This window comes from Thioalkalivibrio sp. ARh3 (assembly GCF_000377265.1).
GTDB classification, from domain to species: Bacteria; Pseudomonadota; Gammaproteobacteria; order Ectothiorhodospirales; family Ectothiorhodospiraceae; genus Thioalkalivibrio; species Thioalkalivibrio thiocyanoxidans.
On record NZ_KB897951.1, the window covers coordinates 77,217 to 94,176 of the forward strand.

Annotated in this window: 12 protein-coding genes; 3 read left to right on the plus strand and 9 right to left on the minus strand. The window is 66.0% G+C overall.

Annotated features, from left to right (window positions below; all coding sequences use genetic code 11):
• Positions 1 to 91 precede the first annotated feature (91 nt).
• From tviB to C995_RS0110500, 8 genes are all read right to left on the minus strand, one after another.
• A complete protein-coding gene (gene tviB / locus C995_RS0110465; protein WP_018864889.1) occupies positions 92 to 1,381 on the minus strand; it encodes a Vi polysaccharide biosynthesis UDP-N-acetylglucosamine C-6 dehydrogenase TviB in 1,290 nt (429 codons plus the stop codon).
• 73 nt (positions 1,382 to 1,454) lie between these two features.
• Positions 1,455 to 2,801: a glycosyltransferase family 39 protein gene (locus C995_RS0110470; RefSeq protein WP_018864890.1), complete on the minus strand. Its 1,347-nt coding sequence runs from the start codon at positions 2,799 to 2,801 to the stop codon at positions 1,455 to 1,457.
• The gene (locus C995_RS0110475; protein WP_018864891.1) at positions 2,798 to 3,934 is read right to left on the minus strand and encodes a glycosyltransferase; all 1,137 of its coding nucleotides are present in this window, start codon (positions 3,932 to 3,934) and stop codon (positions 2,798 to 2,800) included. The genes C995_RS0110470 and C995_RS0110475 overlap by 4 nt, the downstream gene beginning before the upstream one ends.
• Positions 3,931 to 5,268 carry a phenylacetate--CoA ligase family protein gene (locus tag C995_RS0110480; RefSeq protein ID WP_018864892.1) on the minus strand — a complete coding sequence of 446 codons (1,338 nt, stop codon included), beginning with the start codon at positions 5,266 to 5,268 and terminating at the stop codon, positions 3,931 to 3,933. Before C995_RS0110480 ends, C995_RS0110475 begins: the two co-directional genes overlap by 4 nt.
• A gap of 12 nt (positions 5,269 to 5,280) precedes the next feature.
• Positions 5,281 to 6,000 carry a hypothetical protein gene (locus tag C995_RS0110485; RefSeq protein ID WP_018864893.1) on the minus strand — a complete coding sequence of 240 codons (720 nt, stop codon included), beginning with the start codon at positions 5,998 to 6,000 and terminating at the stop codon, positions 5,281 to 5,283.
• 27 nt (positions 6,001 to 6,027) lie between these two features.
• A complete protein-coding gene (locus C995_RS0110490; RefSeq protein WP_018864894.1) occupies positions 6,028 to 7,113 on the minus strand; it encodes a sugar-transfer associated ATP-grasp domain-containing protein in 1,086 nt (361 codons plus the stop codon).
• Between the two features lie 34 nt (positions 7,114 to 7,147).
• Positions 7,148 to 8,983, minus strand: a complete 1,836-nt coding sequence (locus C995_RS0110495; RefSeq protein ID WP_018864895.1) for an ABC transporter ATP-binding protein — start codon at positions 8,981 to 8,983, stop codon at positions 7,148 to 7,150.
• Positions 8,983 to 10,008, minus strand: a complete 1,026-nt coding sequence (locus C995_RS0110500; RefSeq protein WP_018864896.1) for an NAD-dependent epimerase — start codon at positions 10,006 to 10,008, stop codon at positions 8,983 to 8,985. Before C995_RS0110500 ends, C995_RS0110495 begins: the two co-directional genes overlap by 1 nt.
• Positions 10,009 to 10,397: 389 nt before the next feature.
• On the opposite strand from C995_RS0110500, the gene C995_RS0110510 reads away from it, so the two are divergent.
• From C995_RS0110510 to C995_RS0110520, 3 genes are read left to right on the plus strand one after another with little or no spacing between them, the layout of a single operon-like run.
• A complete protein-coding gene (locus tag C995_RS0110510; RefSeq protein ID WP_018864898.1) occupies positions 10,398 to 11,528 on the plus strand; it encodes a polysaccharide export protein in 1,131 nt (376 codons plus the stop codon).
• A 2-nt stretch (positions 11,529 to 11,530) separates the two neighbouring features.
• Positions 11,531 to 11,974, plus strand: coding sequence for a low molecular weight protein-tyrosine-phosphatase (locus C995_RS0110515; RefSeq protein WP_018864899.1), 444 nt, complete (start codon positions 11,531 to 11,533; stop codon positions 11,972 to 11,974).
• Positions 11,975 to 11,996: 22 nt separating this feature from the next.
• The gene (locus tag C995_RS0110520) at positions 11,997 to 14,177 is read left to right on the plus strand and encodes a polysaccharide biosynthesis tyrosine autokinase (RefSeq protein WP_018864900.1); all 2,181 of its coding nucleotides are present in this window, start codon (positions 11,997 to 11,999) and stop codon (positions 14,175 to 14,177) included.
• 684 nt (positions 14,178 to 14,861) lie between these two features.
• On the opposite strand, the gene C995_RS0110525 is transcribed toward C995_RS0110520, so the two are convergent.
• On the minus strand, positions 14,862 to 16,955 hold the full coding sequence (locus C995_RS0110525) for a YjbH domain-containing protein (RefSeq protein ID WP_018864901.1): 2,094 nt from the start codon (positions 16,953 to 16,955) through the stop codon (positions 14,862 to 14,864).
• Positions 16,956 to 16,960 lie beyond the last annotated feature (5 nt).

Below are 16,960 nucleotides of genomic sequence, written 5' to 3' on the forward strand. Positions count from 1 at the left end.
AACAGGACAAGGGGTTATGGCTATGTTTCGGGGTGCTCAAAGTGTGCGAGACACCCCGAAAAGGCGGGTCGGTCGAGGAGGGATAGCCCGTTTATAGACGCAAGTCACTCGCCTCTGGCGGGAGCACCGATTTTACGTCGAAGATCACTGCGCGCTCGCGTCCGTACTTTTGCAGGCCCTGGGCGCCGAGTTCGACGAACTCGAGGTGCGGGACGGCTAGGATGATCGCGTCGTAGCGCGCCGATTCCGGTGTTTCGGCCAGCAGGTCCAGCCCGTATTCGTGACGGGCCTCGGCGGCATCCACCCAGGGGTCCCAGATGTCGACCTCTGCGTTGTAGCCATGCAGGTCATGGATGATGTCCACCACGCGTGTGTTGCGCAGGTCCGGGCAGTTTTCCTTGAATGCGAGCCCCATCACCAGGATGCGCGAACCCACCACCGGGAATCCCTTGCGGATCATGGTCTTGATCGTGCGATCCGCGATGTATCCGCCCATGCCGTCGTTGGTGCGGCGCCCGGCAAGAATCATCTCCGGGTGGTAGTCCGCGGCCTGTGCCTTGTGGGTCAGGTAGTACGGGTCGACGCCAATGCAGTGCCCGCCCACCAGACCGGGTCGAAACGGCAGGAAGTTCCACTTGGTCCCGGCTGCGGCCAGCACGGCCTCGGTATCGAGGTCGAGACGTTCGAACAGCATTGCGAGTTCGTTGATCAGCGCGATGTTCACGTCGCGCTGGGTGTTCTCGATGACCTTGGCGGCCTCGGCCACGCGGATGCTGGGCGCGGGATGGGTGCCGGCACGGATGATGCGGGCGTACAGCGCGTTGACGAAGGTCGCGACCTCGGGGGTCGAACCCGAGGTGACCTTGACGATATCGGGGATGCGATGCTCCTTGTCGCCGGGGTTGACGCGCTCCGGGCTGTAGCCGAGGAAGAAATCGCGGTTCAGTTCCAGGCCGGATTCGCGGGCCAGCACCGGGGCGCAGTCTTCCTCGGTCGCGCCGGGGTAGACGGTGGACTCGTAGATCACCACGTCCCCTGGCTTCAGGACGCGTCCCACCGTCTGGCTGGCGGCCAGTAGCGGGCCCAGGTCCGGGCGCCGGTGGGCATCGATCGGTGTGGGTACCGTCACGATGAACACGTTGCAGTCCTGTAGTTTTTCCAGGTCCGCGGTCAGTTCCAGATGTTCGGCGGCGGCGAGCTCCTCGCGGGAGACTTCGCGTGTACGGTCATGCCCCCCGCGCAGTTCTTCGACCCGGCCCGTATCGATATCGAAGCCCAGCGTGGGCAGGACACGACCGAACTCGGCTGCCAGGGGCAGGCCAACATAACCCAGACCAATAATGGCCAGACGCGGGGCGTCCGGTGCCGCAAATTCCGCCATCTTGCAATCTCCTGTGTAGCATGTGGGTGAGGGCTCCTGAAGGGGCGGGTGCGCGCGAGTTGCGCGCGGCCAGTCAGGGCGAGGCGTGCCGCGTTTGCGGCAGGCCGGCACCGGAGGTCTCCGGTGGGTCGGTGGTGCCGGCCGTGGGTGCCGAGCGACCATTGGCGAGGCGTCGCAGCCGTTCCCAGCGCCACAGGCGGCGCCCGGCCAGGCCCGCCGCCAGGGCAATCAGGATCCCGAGGAACTTGGCGCGGTGGCGGGCGGCGGTCCCGAAGTTGCTGGTACCCCAGGCGAAGATGATCGCCAGTACGATGAACACGACCACCAGCAGGCGAAAGTCCTGGCGCTTCCACCAGTGGCGGCGATACACCGCCAGCAGCAAGACCAGCGCCAGATAGAACAGCCCCTCCAGCATGCCGATCAGATGGACGGGGGAGCGTACCTCCCACAACGGGGGACCGAACAGCAGATATCCGGTACGGATCGGTGTCAGGACCAGGGCCTGGAGATCGTTGGACGGGATCAGGAACGAGGGATAGGCCGCGCCGCCACGGGCACTGCGCTCGGCCCGTTGATCCAGTGTTTCCGTTTGCTCCATGACGTCGCCCAGCTGCCCGATGGACGAGAACCGCATCTCGTCCATCACCAGGAATCCCAGTACCCCGGCCGTGCCGAGCAGGAGGCCCCCGAACAGCAGACCGGGTCGCATGTGCCCCAGATCCGAGGCGCGCAGGAATTCCTTGATCGACCAGCCGACCAGTACGACCGCGATGCCCGCGATCGCAAATACCGCCGCGCCGTGCACGATCGCCGCGGCCAGCAGTACCCCGACGGCAGCTACCAGGAATCCCGTGTGCTGACTCTGAACCCAGCGCACCAGCCAGAGCACGCCCAGCAGGAAGAAGGCAGTGAACCAGACCTCGCGCAGCGGCACGGCGGCATTCACGATCAGGATCGGGAACAGGGCGGCAATCCAGGCCGCGCGCACGGCGGCCTGGCGGTCCCAGAGCTGTTCGGCGATGCGCGCGATCAGATAGACCGTCAGTATGCCCAGGGCAATGTTCACGGACTGGAAGGCCAGGGGGGCGCGATCGGTGCAGGCGTAGAGATTCGCGATCAGCCAGCTGTGCAGGTACGAGCTGCCCATGCTGAAGTGATCGCCGAGATTGCCGCAGCCGCTCTGGGCCCAGAACCAGGCCCGGTTCTCGAAGCTGATGGCATCCGCACCACCCTGGGGCAACGGGAAGTGGAAGCGCTGTACCAGCGCCGCCACGATGCGGGCCACCAGGGCCGCCAGCAGCGGCCACAGGTAGCCTTCGCGCATGACTCCCGTCCACAGCACCGCCACCAGAACTACCATCAGGAAGCTGGCCGTCAGCAGCAGCTCCATCAGGGTGAACGGGATCAACGTATAGCTCATGGCGATGCGGGCGCGGCATCCGCCACGGCATCCTGGAACAGGGCCTGGTAGCGCCCGGACACGGCCTCGAGGGCGTAATGCGATTCCATGCGCGCGCGTGCTTCGCCCCCCAGCCCGCGCAGGTGCGCACGGCCATGGCCGATGGCCCGAGTAATGGCGTCGGCCAGGTCCAGCGGCTCGGGACTTGCGGCGACGAAACCGGTTGACCCCACCACGCTGGCGGCATCGCCGATATCCGTGACCACGGCCGGGATGCCGCAGGCCATGGCCTCGCCGACTACATTGGGGAACCCCTCGCCCCAGCGCGAGGGCAGTACCAGCAGATCCAGGCCCGGGTAGAGGGCTTCGGGTTCGGGGGTAGGCGGCAGCAGTGTCACATACCGGTCCATCCCGTGTTCGCGAATGGCCCGGGCCAGCGGATTGTCCTCCGCGGACACCCCGGTACCCACCATGACGCAGTGCATGTCTGCCCCCGCTTCGACCAGGCGCGCCATCGCGGCCACCAGAGCTGCATGGTTCTTCATCGGATGGGCACGCCCCACCATGCCCAGCAGCCAGGTATCCGGACCGATGCCCAGCTGCGCGCGCAGTTCAACGGGGGCATCCGGGGCGGGATGAAAACGCTCCAGGTCAAAGCCGTTGGGCAGCACCACGCGGCGATCCGCCGAAAACCCCAGTGCCTCGTGCTGTGCCGCAGCGGTCGCGCTGTTGTAGACGATCCGGGCCGGATGCCGCGACAGCCAGGCCCCGGAACGGATCACCCAGCGGGTCCCGCGTTTCTCGTGCGCCAGGTCGTGCACCGAGTGGCGCACGTTCCAGAACACCGGGCCCTGATGACCCAGGCGCCGGGTCAGCAAGGCCGCCAGGTTGCCGTGGTACATCCAGCCCATCACGCCATCGGGCTGATAGGCGGCCAGTGCTCGGCGCAGCGCGGCGATCCATCCCGTGGAGAGGGGGTTGCGCAGTCTTCCGGTATAGACCGGGATGCCCTGCGCGCGAATGTCGCCGGCCATCACCCCGGGCTCCTTGAGTGCGAACACGGCGCCGGCGTCCGGTGCCGCGCGCAGCAGGTTGCCCAGCTGGCGTTCCGCGCCGCCCTGGTCGAGCCCGTTGATCACGTGCAGGATCTTCACTGCCGGTTCTCCTGCAGCTCGCTGATTACATGCAGATGCTTGCCACTGGGCGACGGCGGAATCTCGTCCACACGCTCGACATCAAGGCGTGTGTTCGCGCCGAGTTGCTCGCGGATTACGGGCTCCAGGCGTGCCTGCAGACGCCGTTCGCGCTCTCCCTGCGGGGCACGGTCGATGGGGATCAGGCGCAGGCGGATATGTTCTTCTGCGTGCTGGACCCACTGGTACTGTCCGATCCAGTCTTCCGGGTACAGCAACTGGCGCAGCCACCCGCCGAATACGACGGCACCGTTGGCGCCGCGGATGTGGTCGGTCACGCGCCCCCATACCCCCTCCAGCAGCGGCCATTCCCGCCCGCAATCGCAGGTCTCGCCGGACCAGCTGGCCAGGTCGCCGATCGCATAGCGCAGCAGGGGCATGCTGTGGTTCGTCAGCGAGGTGACCACGACCCGCCCAACGGTACCGGGTGGTGTCGGGCGGCCGGCGTCGTCGAGGATCTCGAGGTACTGGGTCAACGGGTTCACGTGGAGCCCGCGGTGACGCTCGCATTCGCAGGCGATGTCACCTACCTCGCGCGAGCCGTAGCGGTTGAACACCGGGGCATCGAACGCCTCCTCGATGGTCTCGCGCATGTCGGGAAAGAGGGTGCCGGCCGAGCTCAGCACGCTGCCGATACCCGGCATACGGACCCCCCGGCGCAGGGCATGCCGGGCCAGCTCGTGGCCACTCTCCGCGTAGATCTGCAACTGAGTGGGTGGCGCGGCACGCAGCTGCTCGAGGTGCGCGTCCATCGTCTCCGGATCCATCCGGTAGGCGTTCAGCAGGGTACGATTCTTCAGGCGCTCGGCGAGGCGGCGGGTGCCGCGGGGCGCGGTCAGGTCGCGCGAAGCCGCCCACAGAACGGCCTTGGGCTGACCCGGGCGATAGCCGGTCCAGCCGTCGAACAGGGCCTTGGTGGCGCGACCCCAGCGGCGGTATGTCGTGTCCTGATAGAAGGTGGCGGGCTCGCCGGTGGAGCCCCCCGAGGTGTTGCGCCGCAGCCCGGGACGGGGCCGCTCCGAGCACAGTCGTTCGCCCTCGCGACGGATGGTGTCCTTGTCGAGGACCGGGAGCGACAGCAGCGTCGCCACCGGATCGGCGTTGATGGCGTCAGCCTCCGGCAACAGTTCGCGGTAGTACGGCACGTCGGCGCGTGCCTGTACCAGCAGATGCGCCAGCCGTTCCACCTGCAAGCGCTGCAGGGCGGGGAAGGACAGCCACTCGGCCCGGCGCAGCGCGGCATATTCGCGCGGGCCGGAGAGCCAGGGGAGGAGGGCACCAAAGGCCAGGGACATCGCGGCTGGGCCTCAGGCGTCGGCGGTGCGCATCGAGCGCAGGCTGGAGCGCGCGCGTCGGGCGAGCTCCAGCAGCGGCCCCAGGCGCGAATACTGGATCGTGCGCCGCGACTCGCGCGAGAAGCGGCAGGGCTGACAGTGACCGCAGGGCTGGCCGAGGATCGGCGAGTGGCAGAACCAGGACTGTTCGAGCAGCGGCAGGAAGCCCTTGGCCTCGGCGTCGTACTTCATCGCCTCCTTGGTGACCGACAGCAACGGGAAGCGGTAGTACTGGAACAGCTCCCAGGCAAAGTCGTCCTCGCGAAAGCGGAAATCCCCGTACTGCGGGTTGCGGAACAGCCGCTCCTGCAGCTCGGTGCCGGCCTCGTGACCGGTAAGCGACAGCTCCAGGTCCCGCAGGCCCTCCTGCTCGCACAGGCGGGCGAGCCAGTCGTACTGGGTACCCACATGCACCTCGCTGGCCAGACGATGGTAGAGCTCGGTGATGTTCGGGTCCTCGAGGATGTCGCTGCGCAGATAGACCCGAACCGGCGCCACGCGCCCGCGGGCCTCTGCACGTGCCTCGATGCCCGCGCGGATGCTGGCCATGGCCCGCAACTCGTATACGTAGGATTTCCGGCGCGGGTCCAGTACGTAGATTGGCTCGACCTTGCGGCTGCGATACAGCGCCAGGTCCAGCAGGCGGTAGCTGGAATCCCAGCCGCCAGTCCACAGTAGTTTGATCGCATGCATGTCGTTCTCCTGATGGCGATGGCGGGATCAGCGCGGGTAGCCGCGCGGGACCGAGGGCAGCAGCGGACCGAAGCAGGACTCGTTGCGCGACCAGGCCACCTGCTCGGCGTTCCATTCGAGGATCACGGGGTTTCCGCTGGCCTGAATGCAGACGTCCCAGCCAATGAAGCGCAGATAGGGGATGCGGCGATGGGCGTTCAGGCACAGCTCGCGAACCGCCCCGAAGTTGGGGATCCGGCAATCCTTGACGTCCACACCGCTGTCGGGGTGGACCGATCCGATGCTGACGCAGACCGGGTCGCGCAGGTGTCCGTCCAGCCAGCCGTCGCCATCGACACCGACGAAATAGCCCCCGGTGGAGACGTTGTCGGTGCGCTGTCCCTCGCGCCCCAGACGGAGGAAATGGTTCAGGATGCGCAACTCCCCGGACTCCGGATCAAGGAAGGTCAGCACCCTCAGGGTGTTGACCGAGCTGGCGTTGATTCGCGCGATGTCCGGGTGTTGCTCGATCAGGGGCTGCACGATGCAGTTGCCCGGGACCTTGCCGAGTTCCTCGGCCACCTGTTCGGCGGTGGTAAAGGTCACGCCGAGGCCCTGGCGCCCCTCGTCGGGCTTGATTACGTAGGTCTGGCCCGTGTCGAGTCGCGAGAGGGCGGCTTCCAGTGGTTCCGGTGTCCCCTGGGCATCCAGGTACTGGCCACCCACGCGCACGAAGACCGGTGGTACCACACTCTCCGGGAACAGGCGCGAATCCATGGTCTTGAGGCCGCTCAGGCGGCGGATGTCCTGCCGGTTCCAGAGCGGGTTGAGGTGTTCGGTGTAGTAGTCGTCGCCGATCCAGCCCTCGACGAACTCGCGGCGTACCTCGGTGTAGGCGGCTAGCCATGGCCACCAGGTGTCGCTGCCGTAGGTGTCGGCCGCGTAACGCTTGATCCGCTGCAGAATCGGGCGTGTGACCGCGGATTCGCCATGCGCGCGGATGAGTTTCTCGCGCCACTGGATGGCAATCTTGCGCGACTTCTGCAGATGGCGCAGATGGACTGCGCGCGCGATGGTGCGGGCGATGCGCCCGCTGTTCTTGATCTGCAGCGGCTGGGATTGAACGTGCGTCACGGCAGTTTCCTCGCGTTGGGTCGGCACGGCGGGCTCACCCATGGGTGCCGGAGGCCGGGGGTTCGGGAACGGGCTGGACCTGGGGTGTATCCGCTTCGGGCTGGGCGACCAGTTCGTCGAAGTGGCCCACCGACGCGAACGACCCGCGCTCCAGGTGGGCGACCTGATCGCAGGCGCGCACGGTGCTCAGGCGGTGCGCGATCAGGATGATGGTCTTGCTGCGCGACAGGGACTCGATCGCCTCCATCACGGCGCGCTCGGTCGCGGTGTCCAGGGCGCTGGTGGCCTCGTCGAACACCAGGACGTCGGGGTCGTGGTAGAGGGCGCGGGCGATCCCGATGCGCTGGCGCTGGCCCCCGGACAGACGCACGCCGCGTTCGCCCACCATCGTGGCGTACTGTTCCGGCATGTCCTGAACGATGAAGTCGTGCACCTGTGCCATCCGTGCACAGCGTTCGACACGCTCGTGGTCGATCTGCCCCGCGGGTATCCCCAGCGCGATGTTTTCGGCCACGGTGGAGTCAGTCAGGAAGATATCCTGGGGGACGTAGCCCAGGGACTGTTGCCAGGCGCGCAGATTGGCTTCCGTTACCGGTTGGCCATCCACCAGGATGGCGCCCTGGGTCGGGCGCAGCAGGCCCAGCAGGACATCGACCAGCGTGGTCTTGCCGGAGCCGGTGGTGCCGATGATCCCGACGGAACTGCCGACCGGGATCTCCAGGTTGATGGACTGAAGCGCGGGCCGGTGGCCGCCCGGGTAGGTGTAGTCGATGCCCTTGAGTTCGATGCGCTTGTGCGGCACCAGCGGCCGGGGGGCTTGTCGATGCAACTCCGCCAGGGCCTCGCGTTCGCGCAGGTCTTCGGTCACGCTCTCCACGGCGGCGGCGCCGAAGCGAAGCTTCGCAAGGCCCGCGTAGATGTGCTGCGCGGCCGGCAGCAGGCGGTAGCCGGCAAAGGCGTACAGCCCGAGGATCGGCAGGATCTCGCCCAGCGCATCCGTACCGGTGCCGCCCTGGGTGTGCAGCAGGATCAGGGTGAGCCCGATGATGCCGCCGAAGCCGATCGCCTCGATCAGGAATTTGGGCACCTGGGAGATGGTCTGGTTGGTCGCCTGGTGCCGGGCCTGGCGCTTGGAGGGGGCATCGAAGCGCGACAGGTAGGCGTGTTCGCGACCCAGCAGCTTGATGTCCTTGATGCCACCGAGGGCCTCGCCGGCGGCGGTGAAACGTTCCTGGTTGGCGCGCGAGCGGTCGCGGCCGATGCGCCCGAGCAGGCCGCGCACGAACACGAAGATCGTGCCGTACACACCACCGATGACGACCGCGACCCCCAGCGCCAACCACGGATCCACGAAGATCAGCAGCGCGACGATGGCGATGGTCACGACCAGGTAGGCGATCATCGTGATCCCGGGACGGAAGACGTTCAGCACCAGCTGGTCGACCTCCGACAGGATGCTCTTCGCCATGTCGCCGCTATGGCGATTGAGGAAGAACGCATACGGCTGGCGCAGGTAGGTCTCCAGCAGCCGCTTGCCAAGACTGTGTCGGCGCATCTCGATGAAGCGGTTCATCGCATAGTGCGTGAGCGTGCGAAACACCGCCGAGAACAGGATCAGCGCGAAGGCCGCCGCACCTAGGGCAAAGATGAACTGGTCCACCGAGGCAAAGCCCAGCCCCGTGTAGAGATAATTCAGGACCGGATTGGTGTTGACCAGATCCGGATTTCCCAGCACGGACAGAAACGGCATGATCGAGGCGACGCCGGCGGTCTCCAGTACCGCCATGACCATCACCATGCCCAGTACCAGCGCACCCCGGCGCTTTTCCGCCGGGGTGAGTAGTTGCAGCGTCTTGCGGTAGACACCCATCAGGCGGCTGCCCGGTAATACCCCAGGTACCACTCGACGAAGCGGGCGATGCCCTCCTCGACCGAGGTGGTGGGTTCATAGCCGGTGTCGGTGCGCAGGGCCTCGACGTCGGCGTAGGTGTCCGGTACATCCCCTGGCTGCAGCGGCAGGAGGTTCTTCTCGGCCTTGCAGCCCAGGCAGTCCTCCAGTACCTCGATGTAGTGCATCAGCTCCACCGGGCGATGCGCCCCGATGTTGTAGAGCCGATAGGGGGCGGCGCTGGTGGCCGAATCCGGTGCCTCGCCGCTCCACTCGGGACTGGGCTGGGCCGGGCGGTCCAGCGTGCGGATCACACCCTCGACGATGTCGTCGATGTAGGTGAAGTCGCGCCGATGATGGCCGTAGTTGAAGACGTCGATCGGCTCGCCCGCCAGGATCTTCTTGGTGAACAGGAACAGCGCCATGTCCGGACGGCCCCACGGGCCGTAGACGGTAAAGAAGCGCAGCCCCGTCACCGGGAGCTGGTACAGGTGCGCATAGGTATGCGCCATCAGCTCGTTGGCCTTCTTGCTCGCGGCATAGAGGCTCAGCGGGTGGTCGACGTTGTCGTGCACCGAGAACGGCATCGTGGTGTTCGCGCCGTAGACGGAGCTGGAGCTGGCGTAGACCAGGTGCTCCACGCCGTTGTGCCGGCAGCCCTCCAGGATGTTGCCGAAGCCGACCAGGTTGGTGTCGACATAGGCCGCCGGATTCTCCAGCGAATAGCGCACCCCGGCCTGGGCCGCCAGGTTCACCACCCGCTCCGGGCGGTGCTCGCGAAACACCCGGTCCATCGCGGCGCGGTCGGCGATGTCCTTCTGCTCGAATACAAAGCGCTGGCGGGCGGCTGGCAGGGCACGGATGCGATCCAGCCGGGCTCGTTTCAGGCTCGGGTCGTAGTAGTCGTTCAGGTTGTCGACACCGATCACGGTGTCGCCACGCTCCAGCAGGCGCAGGGCCAGATGCGAACCGATAAAACCTGCCGCGCCGGTGATCAGGACTTTCATGTCGCCGTTTCCTCGTCGGACTGAATGGGGCCGTTGTGCCCGGGCATCGGCCGCCCGAAGGCGGTGTGATGGAGATCCGGGCGCTCGTTCATAGGGTGAACGCGATGGATTCAAGCATCGGCTTGGATGGCCCCGCAACGCCGGTTCCGGGAAACGTGAGGTCGATCCTCCGAAGCTGTGATCAGCCCCGTAAGTTTCGGATCGGGGCGTTGTTCGCAAGGGGTCGCGTGCCGATATTTTGCGCCAGTTCGACGAAGATGCTGGCCATTCGTGACAAGGTCAGCCCGCTTGAGGCGGAGCCGGCGGGGCTCGCCACGATGTATCGCAAGGCATGACGCGACCGTTGGCGCCAGGGGGCGTTGCGGACATGCGCATAAAGAGGAAGATCCATGAACGTGATTCGCCCCATACGCTGGGTCCTGTTGCTGGCCATGCTGGCGGTTCTGGCTGGGTGTGCCTTTGCGCCCGGTGGGCATATCGCCGAGCGCACCGACAGCGCCCCGATCGATGAACTGGTCGACATCGAGCCCATTACCTTTGGCCTGATTCGGGCCCAGGAGACGCGGTCCGTACCGCCGGACCTTCGGCGCGTGAGCGACGAAATGGCGCAGGACGTCGACGAGTACGACTACCGCATCGGGCGTGGTGACGTGCTGGCGGTGATCGTGTACGAACACCCCGAGTTGACGATCCCGGCCGGGAGCGAGCGTTCGGCGGTGGAATCGGGGAATACCGTGCATCCGGACGGGACGATCTTTTATCCCTACATCGGTCGCGTGGAAGTCGAGGGGTACACGGTGTCGCAGGTACGCGACCGGATCGCCCGCGATCTCGCGACCTTTGTGAATGAACCCCAGGTCGAGGTGCGCGTGGCCGCCTTCAACTCGCAGAAGGTGCAGGTGACGGGCTCGGTGCGCGAGCCGGGTGTACAGCCGGTCACCAATGTGCCGCTGACCGTGCTCGATGCGATCCATCATGCGGGCGGGCTTGCGGACGATGCCAACTGGCACGAGGTGATCCTGACCCGGGAGGGCGAGGAAATCGTTATCTCGCTGTACGACATGCTGCGCTACGGCGACATGTCGCAAAACCGGCTCCTGCGCGATGGCGACGTTCTGCATGTCCCGGATACCGCCGGCCAGCAGGTCTATGTGATGGGCGAAGTGGGCGAGCCACAGCGGCTGGCGCTGGGCCGTGGTCAGCTGACGCTGATGGATGCGCTCAGTCAGGCCGGGGGCTTTAACGAAACCCGTGCGGACGCCAGCGGCATCTTTGTGATCCGCCGTGCACCACCGGACAGCGACAAGCTCGCGACCGTCTACCAGCTGGATGCGCGTAATTCCACTGCACTGATGCTGGGGGCCGAATTCGAGCTGGAGCCACTGGACATCGTCTATGTCACGACGACGTCGCTGGGTCGCTGGAACCGCGTGATCAGCCAGCTTCTGCCCACGGTCAGTGCCGTTTATCAATCCTCCCGTACCACGCGCGATGTGCGCCGCCTGTCGGATGACTTCTAGTTATGTTTAACCGGATTCTCGTGGTTTGTACCGGCAACATCTGCCGCAGTCCCGTAGGCGAGGCGCTACTGCGTGAGCGCTTGCCCGATCGCACGGTGGAATCCGCGGGCCTTGGGGCCGTGGTCGGGGAAGGTGCTCACCCGGAGGCACGGCGCCTGGCCGAGGCCGAGGGGCTGGATCTGTCCGCCCACACGGCCCGGCAGGTTGAGCCGGACTGGTTGCATCACGCCGATCTGGTGCTGGTGATGAGCGAGGGCCAGCGCCAGGCGGTGGGTGGACAGCACCCCGAGGTGCTCGGCAAGACGATGCGCTTCGGCCACTGGCTGGAAGACGGGCGGGGCCGCGACATTCCCGATCCCTACGGCAAGAGCCCCGAGGTTTTCGCCCAGGCTCATGCCTTGCTCGTGGAGGCCGCCGATGCCTGGGCTTCGCGGCTGAACCGATGATCTCCGACACAGGTATATCCCGATGACAAAGAACCATTCCCCCGGGGTGCCGGAAGGCGAACTGGATATCGGCCGACTGCTCGGCCAGTTGCTGGATCACAAGTGGCTGATCATTTTTGTCACTGCGCTGTTCGCTGCCGCGGGTGCGGCTTATTCGACGTTGTCCACCCCGATCTACCAGGCGGATGCGCTGGTGCAGGTGGAGGACATGGGACGCTTTAGCAGCCCCTTGTCGAACATGCGCGAGATGCTGGGGCAGGAGCCCCGGGTCGAGGCCGAGCTGCAGATCCTGCGTTCACGCATGGTGCTCGGGCGCACGGTCGACCAGGAGGCGCTGGATCTGGTGGTACGCCCGCACCGCATGCCGGTGGTGGGCGACTACCTTGTTCGCCGGGGCATGGAGCGCCCCGCGTTTGCCCGGTCCAGTGTCTGGGCGGGCGAGTCGCTCAACGTGGGCGAGTTCCAGGTGGCTCGCGCCTACGAGGGGCGGACCTTCACGCTGGAAGTGCTGGACGATGATCGCTACCGCCTGTTCAACGGCGACAATGAACTGGGCGAGGGGCGTGTCGGCGAGGACGTGGAGTTCTTCGATGGAGATGTGCGCCTGCGCCTGGCCGAAATGGACGCCGGTGCCGGTGCGCGCTTCGATATCCAGCGACGCTCGCGTCTGGCCGCAATCAATACCCTGCGTACGCAGTTCGAAGCGGGCCAGCAGGGGCGCGAGAGTGGCGTGTTCAGCCTGACGCTGACCGATCCCGATCCGCAGCAGGCCCAGCGTGTGCTGAACACCATCAGCCAGATCTACTTGACGCAGAACGTTCAGCGCAAGGCCGCCGAGGCCGAGAAGAGTCTCGAGTTCCTCGAGGAGAAGGTGCCGGATGTGCAGGAGCAACTGCAAACGGCCGAGGATGCGCTGAACGAGTACCGTACGGAGCGCGACAGCGTGGATCTCTCGCAGGAGACGCGTGCCGTGCTCGACCGTCTGGTCAACCTGGAGCGTCAGCTCAACGAGCTGGAGTTCGAGGAGGCCGAGATCTCCCGGCGGTACACACCCAGCCATCCGACCTATGCGGCCCTGATCGACAAGCGCCAGAAGCTGCAGGAGGAGCGCGACCGGCTGAACCAGGAGGTCAGCGCGCTGCCGGAGACCCAGCAGCAGATCCTGCGTCTCAATCGGGACGTCGAGGTCAACCAGGACATCTATGTCCAGCTGCTCAATCGCATGCAGGAGATGGATATCGCCCGTGCCAGCACGGTGGGCAATGTCCGCATCCTGGATGACGCTCAGGCGGGCCTTTCCGCGGTCGAACCGCAGCGCAATCTGATCGTGATGCTGTCCACGGTATTTGGTGGTGGCCTGGCGATCGCGCTGGTGCTGGTGCGCGGGATGTTCAACCGCGGGGTGGAATCGCAGGAGGAGATCGAGGGGATCGACCTGCCGGTGTATGCCAGCGTGCCGCGTTCCAGGGCGCAGGAGAACCTGCTGCGCCGCGTGAAACGGCGCAACCAGCCCCGCGGCTACGATGTCCCGGGGGGCGTGCTGGCTTCGATCGATCCGGCCGACGATTCCATCGAGGCACTGCGTGGCCTGCGCAGCAGCCTGCACTTCGCGATGCTCGAGGCCGAAAACAACCGCCTGGTGATTACCGGTCCGAGCCCGAATGTGGGCAAGAGCTTTGTCTCGGTTAACCTGGCGACCGTCTGTGCGCAGGCGGGGCAGCGCGTGCTGATCATCGACGCCGACCTGCGCAAGGGGCATGTCCACCATGCCTTTGGGGAGCGCAGCGACGGGGGGCTCTCGGAGTTTCTCGCGGGCCAGGAACCCCTGGAGGGAGTGTTGCGCCGCACAGAGACCCAGGGGCTGGATTACATCGCCCGTGGCAGTGCTCCGCCGAACCCGTCGGAATTGCTGATGAGCGATCGTTTCAGCCGTCTGCTGGAACAGCTCAGCCGGGGCTACGACCTGGTGCTGATCGACACGCCGCCAATCCTGGCGGTCACCGATGCGGCCGTGGTCGCACGCCAGTGCTCGACTACCTTGATGGTGGTGCGCTTCCAGCTGAACCCGCTGCGCGAGATCGAGTCGGCACGGCGTCGTCTCGACGCGGCGGGGGTCGAGGTGCGTGGCTGTATCCTGAACTCGATCGAGTACAAGGCCTCGACCAGCTACGGCTACGGCTATTACCACTACTCCTACAAGTAGCGGATCGCGGGGCCGCGAAGCGGCGGCCCCGATTGATTCCCCTCGTGGCCCCGGCGATTGCCGGGGCTTTTTTTGGTTTGTCGCACATCACCCATCGGGGAATGCGGCGCGGATCGCGAGCCATGAGTGTTCGTGGTCGCGATGGCCGCAGGCGCGGCGGGCTAGTGCAGCGAGCGTGGTGGTATCTGTTGCCTGTCGGGTTCGGGGCAGGCAGGCGCGTGTCCCGGGCACGGCGTTGCGGCTCCCTTGGGCAGAATGACGGTACGGCCCTCACCGTGGCCTGTTCGTACGCAAAAGCGACTCGAGCGCGGACGCGTGATTCAATCAGCGCCTCGCCAGGCAGGAGACCGAACAGGCGGGTCTGACTGAGGGTCGTCGGACGATCAGAACGCACGCGTCTGCCTGCGGAGGGTGGTGGAGCGCCGAGGCGAGAGGGCGTAACGAGTATGTCGCCATCGACAGTCCTGGTGTTCCCTGGGAGGGGCGGCTGGTGCCGGGCTGTCCTGTCATGGATTCGCGACCGGCGCGTATGCGCAGGTGTGCCGGGATCGTCCCGACTGCGTCGGAGGTGGCAAGGGGGAGGAAGCCGGGGGGCGCGAGTGCGAACCCACACGCGCCTGACTCGGCGTCTCGTCAATCGGAGGGAAGGGGTGTCCGGGACGCGATGCCCCGGACACCGGGGGATTAACGCCAGGTGGCGTCGGGCTCGTCCCAGTAGCGGCCGACCTGACGTTCTTCGGTGATGTCGAACAGCTGATGACGCCGGTTCAGGCGCGCACCACCGTCGCGGGTCAGCGGCTGCCAGGCGATGTTGGCCCGGTTGCGGCTGGAGGTGGAGAAGAAGGAGTCGTAGGGGACCGACAGGTACAGGCCCTTGTCGAAGCTGCCTTCGCCGAAGTCCTCGCCCGCATCGGTGAAGGTCGACCAGGCCCCGACCCGCACGCCGTTGGCAAACTCGCGCGAGAAGTCGAGGGTGGTCCCGAAGTCACCGGCCAGATAGCGGCCCACGCTCACCCTGGCATGGATGTCCTGTATCCCGGTGTCGACATAGGTGGTGACGTGCCCGGTCACCTGTTCATAGTCGCGCAGGCCGAACTGCTGGTTGAATTCGCGCTGGCGCACCCAGTTGGCATCCACGCCGATGGCCCAGCGACTGTTGAACGGACGATACATCAGTTCGCCACCCACGCCGGCGTACATCGTCTCCAGAAGGCCGCCATAACCCATTGCGTACCAGTTCTTGCCCAGACGCTTGGTATGGGTGGCCTGGAGGTTGGAAATGCCGACGTTGGTCTCGGCGAGGTAGTCGCCGATGTGCGTGCGCACGCGCGGCAAATCCGAATCCGCGATGTATTCGTAGTTCTCGAGGTTGTCGGCCAGGGTCGTCGTGAGCATGGATGAGATCCAGGTGCCCTGGGCGAGGTGATAGCTGGCATCGAGATAGGCGGAGAGCCGGTACAGATAGCCGTCGGGGCCGCCAAAGTTCTGTTCCAGGGACGGACCCGCTCCCCATTCGAAGCGTCGGGGTTCGGCCTCGTAGAGGACCTCGCCTCGATCCTCGTTCGCGCTGGGTTCGATGTCGCGCACCCGCACGCTGTGGCGGTAGTCGGTCTCGTGATCGGCCGAGGCCAGGGCGCGGCCGAAGGCCTCGCGGTCGTGCAGGCTCTCGCGCAGCTCGAGCCCCAGTGTCTGCCAGCGGTACTGGAAGGTGTGGATGCCGGCATCGGCCTGGGCCTCGAGCAGGCGGTTGGCCCGCCCCTCGGACTGCTTCAGGTTGCGGAAGCGGTTGGGTTCGCCCGTCACCTCGATGGTGTCGCCGACCTGGCGAATCTCGGTCACGTAGATCCCGGCATTGGTATTGAGGTCGGCGGCCACCGCGTCCCAGTCGCGGCGTTCCACATGGGCGGGGTCGACCGGGGCCGGATCGTCGGCCTTGGGCTGCGAGAGCCGCGCGAGATTCGTCGTGAAATGCAGCCCGACCATCGCGGTATTGCCACGCTGCCAGCCGGTATGCAGTTCGACATTGTTGGTCAGGCGCAGCCGTGCGCCGAAATTGAAGCGCGAATCCTGCTCCTGGAAGTTGTCCTGCGGCTCGTTCTGATAGGTGTTGCCCTCGTATTCGACCTGCAGCAGCAGCCGGTCCCAGGGCGTCTGGTATTCGACCCCGCCGAACAAAGCCGCCGGGCCACGGAACATCTGATGCGTCGCGATCTCGCCGCCCTGGCCGCCACCGGCCGAGCGGGGTCGTTCGTCAAAACTGTCGTCAATCCAGCCAAGCGGTGATTCGATATCGCCGTGATTGCCCAGGTATCCCCAGCCAATCCCCAGAGAAAAGTCGAAATTGTTCCAGCGCTTGTTCGCAACGAGGTACTCACCACCAAACAGGGTAGTGCCGCCGAGGTCCTGAAAGCCGAGTGCGACCTCCGGGATGAAGCGACTTTCCTCGACCAGGCGGAGTTTTAGGTCGGCACCCTTGTCGATGTTGTGCCGGTCATCGTCACCCGCGGCCAGGAAGGGGCGGTTCTCGATTTGTACGTAGCGAAATCCGAGCTCCATCCAGTCAAGCGGCTGGACGAAGACGCTCCAGCGGCGATAGGGAAACGTGCGGTTCCAGCCCGCGGCAAAGTGGCCCGCATCTCCGGTGCGGGCCGTTGGGGTTTGCATCAGACCAATGCCGCCGGTATCCCGCTGGCCCTGGCCCAGCCCGAACTCCTCGGCCTGCGCGGTGGGCAGGCCCAGGCCGAGGAGCACCGCGGCCACCAGGGTGCGGCGGCGCATGCGCA

Bases quoted from the DNA above. Each gene is read 5' to 3' on its own strand.
- C995_RS0110515 (WP_018864899.1), top strand. From the start codon at position 11,531: ATGTTTAACCGGATTCTCGTGGTTTGTACCGGCAACATCTGCCGCAGT.
- C995_RS0110470 (WP_018864890.1), bottom strand. From the start codon at position 2,801: ATGAGCTATACGTTGATCCCGTTCACCCTGATGGAGCTGCTGCTGACG.
- C995_RS0110525 (WP_018864901.1), bottom strand. From the start codon at position 16,955: ATGCGCCGCCGCACCCTGGTGGCCGCGGTGCTCCTCGGCCTGGGCCTG.
- C995_RS0110495 (WP_018864895.1), bottom strand. From the start codon at position 8,983: ATGGGTGTCTACCGCAAGACGCTGCAACTACTCACCCCGGCGGAAAAG.
- C995_RS0110520 (WP_018864900.1), top strand. From the start codon at position 11,997: ATGACAAAGAACCATTCCCCCGGGGTGCCGGAAGGCGAACTGGATATC.
- tviB (WP_018864889.1), bottom strand. From the start codon at position 1,381: ATGGCGGAATTTGCGGCACCGGACGCCCCGCGTCTGGCCATTATTGGT.
- C995_RS0110510 (WP_018864898.1), top strand. From the start codon at position 10,398: ATGAACGTGATTCGCCCCATACGCTGGGTCCTGTTGCTGGCCATGCTG.
- C995_RS0110500 (WP_018864896.1), bottom strand. From the start codon at position 10,008: ATGAAAGTCCTGATCACCGGCGCGGCAGGTTTTATCGGTTCGCATCTG.
- C995_RS0110480 (WP_018864892.1), bottom strand. From the start codon at position 5,268: ATGTCCCTGGCCTTTGGTGCCCTCCTCCCCTGGCTCTCCGGCCCGCGC.
- C995_RS0110485 (WP_018864893.1), bottom strand. From the start codon at position 6,000: ATGCATGCGATCAAACTACTGTGGACTGGCGGCTGGGATTCCAGCTAC.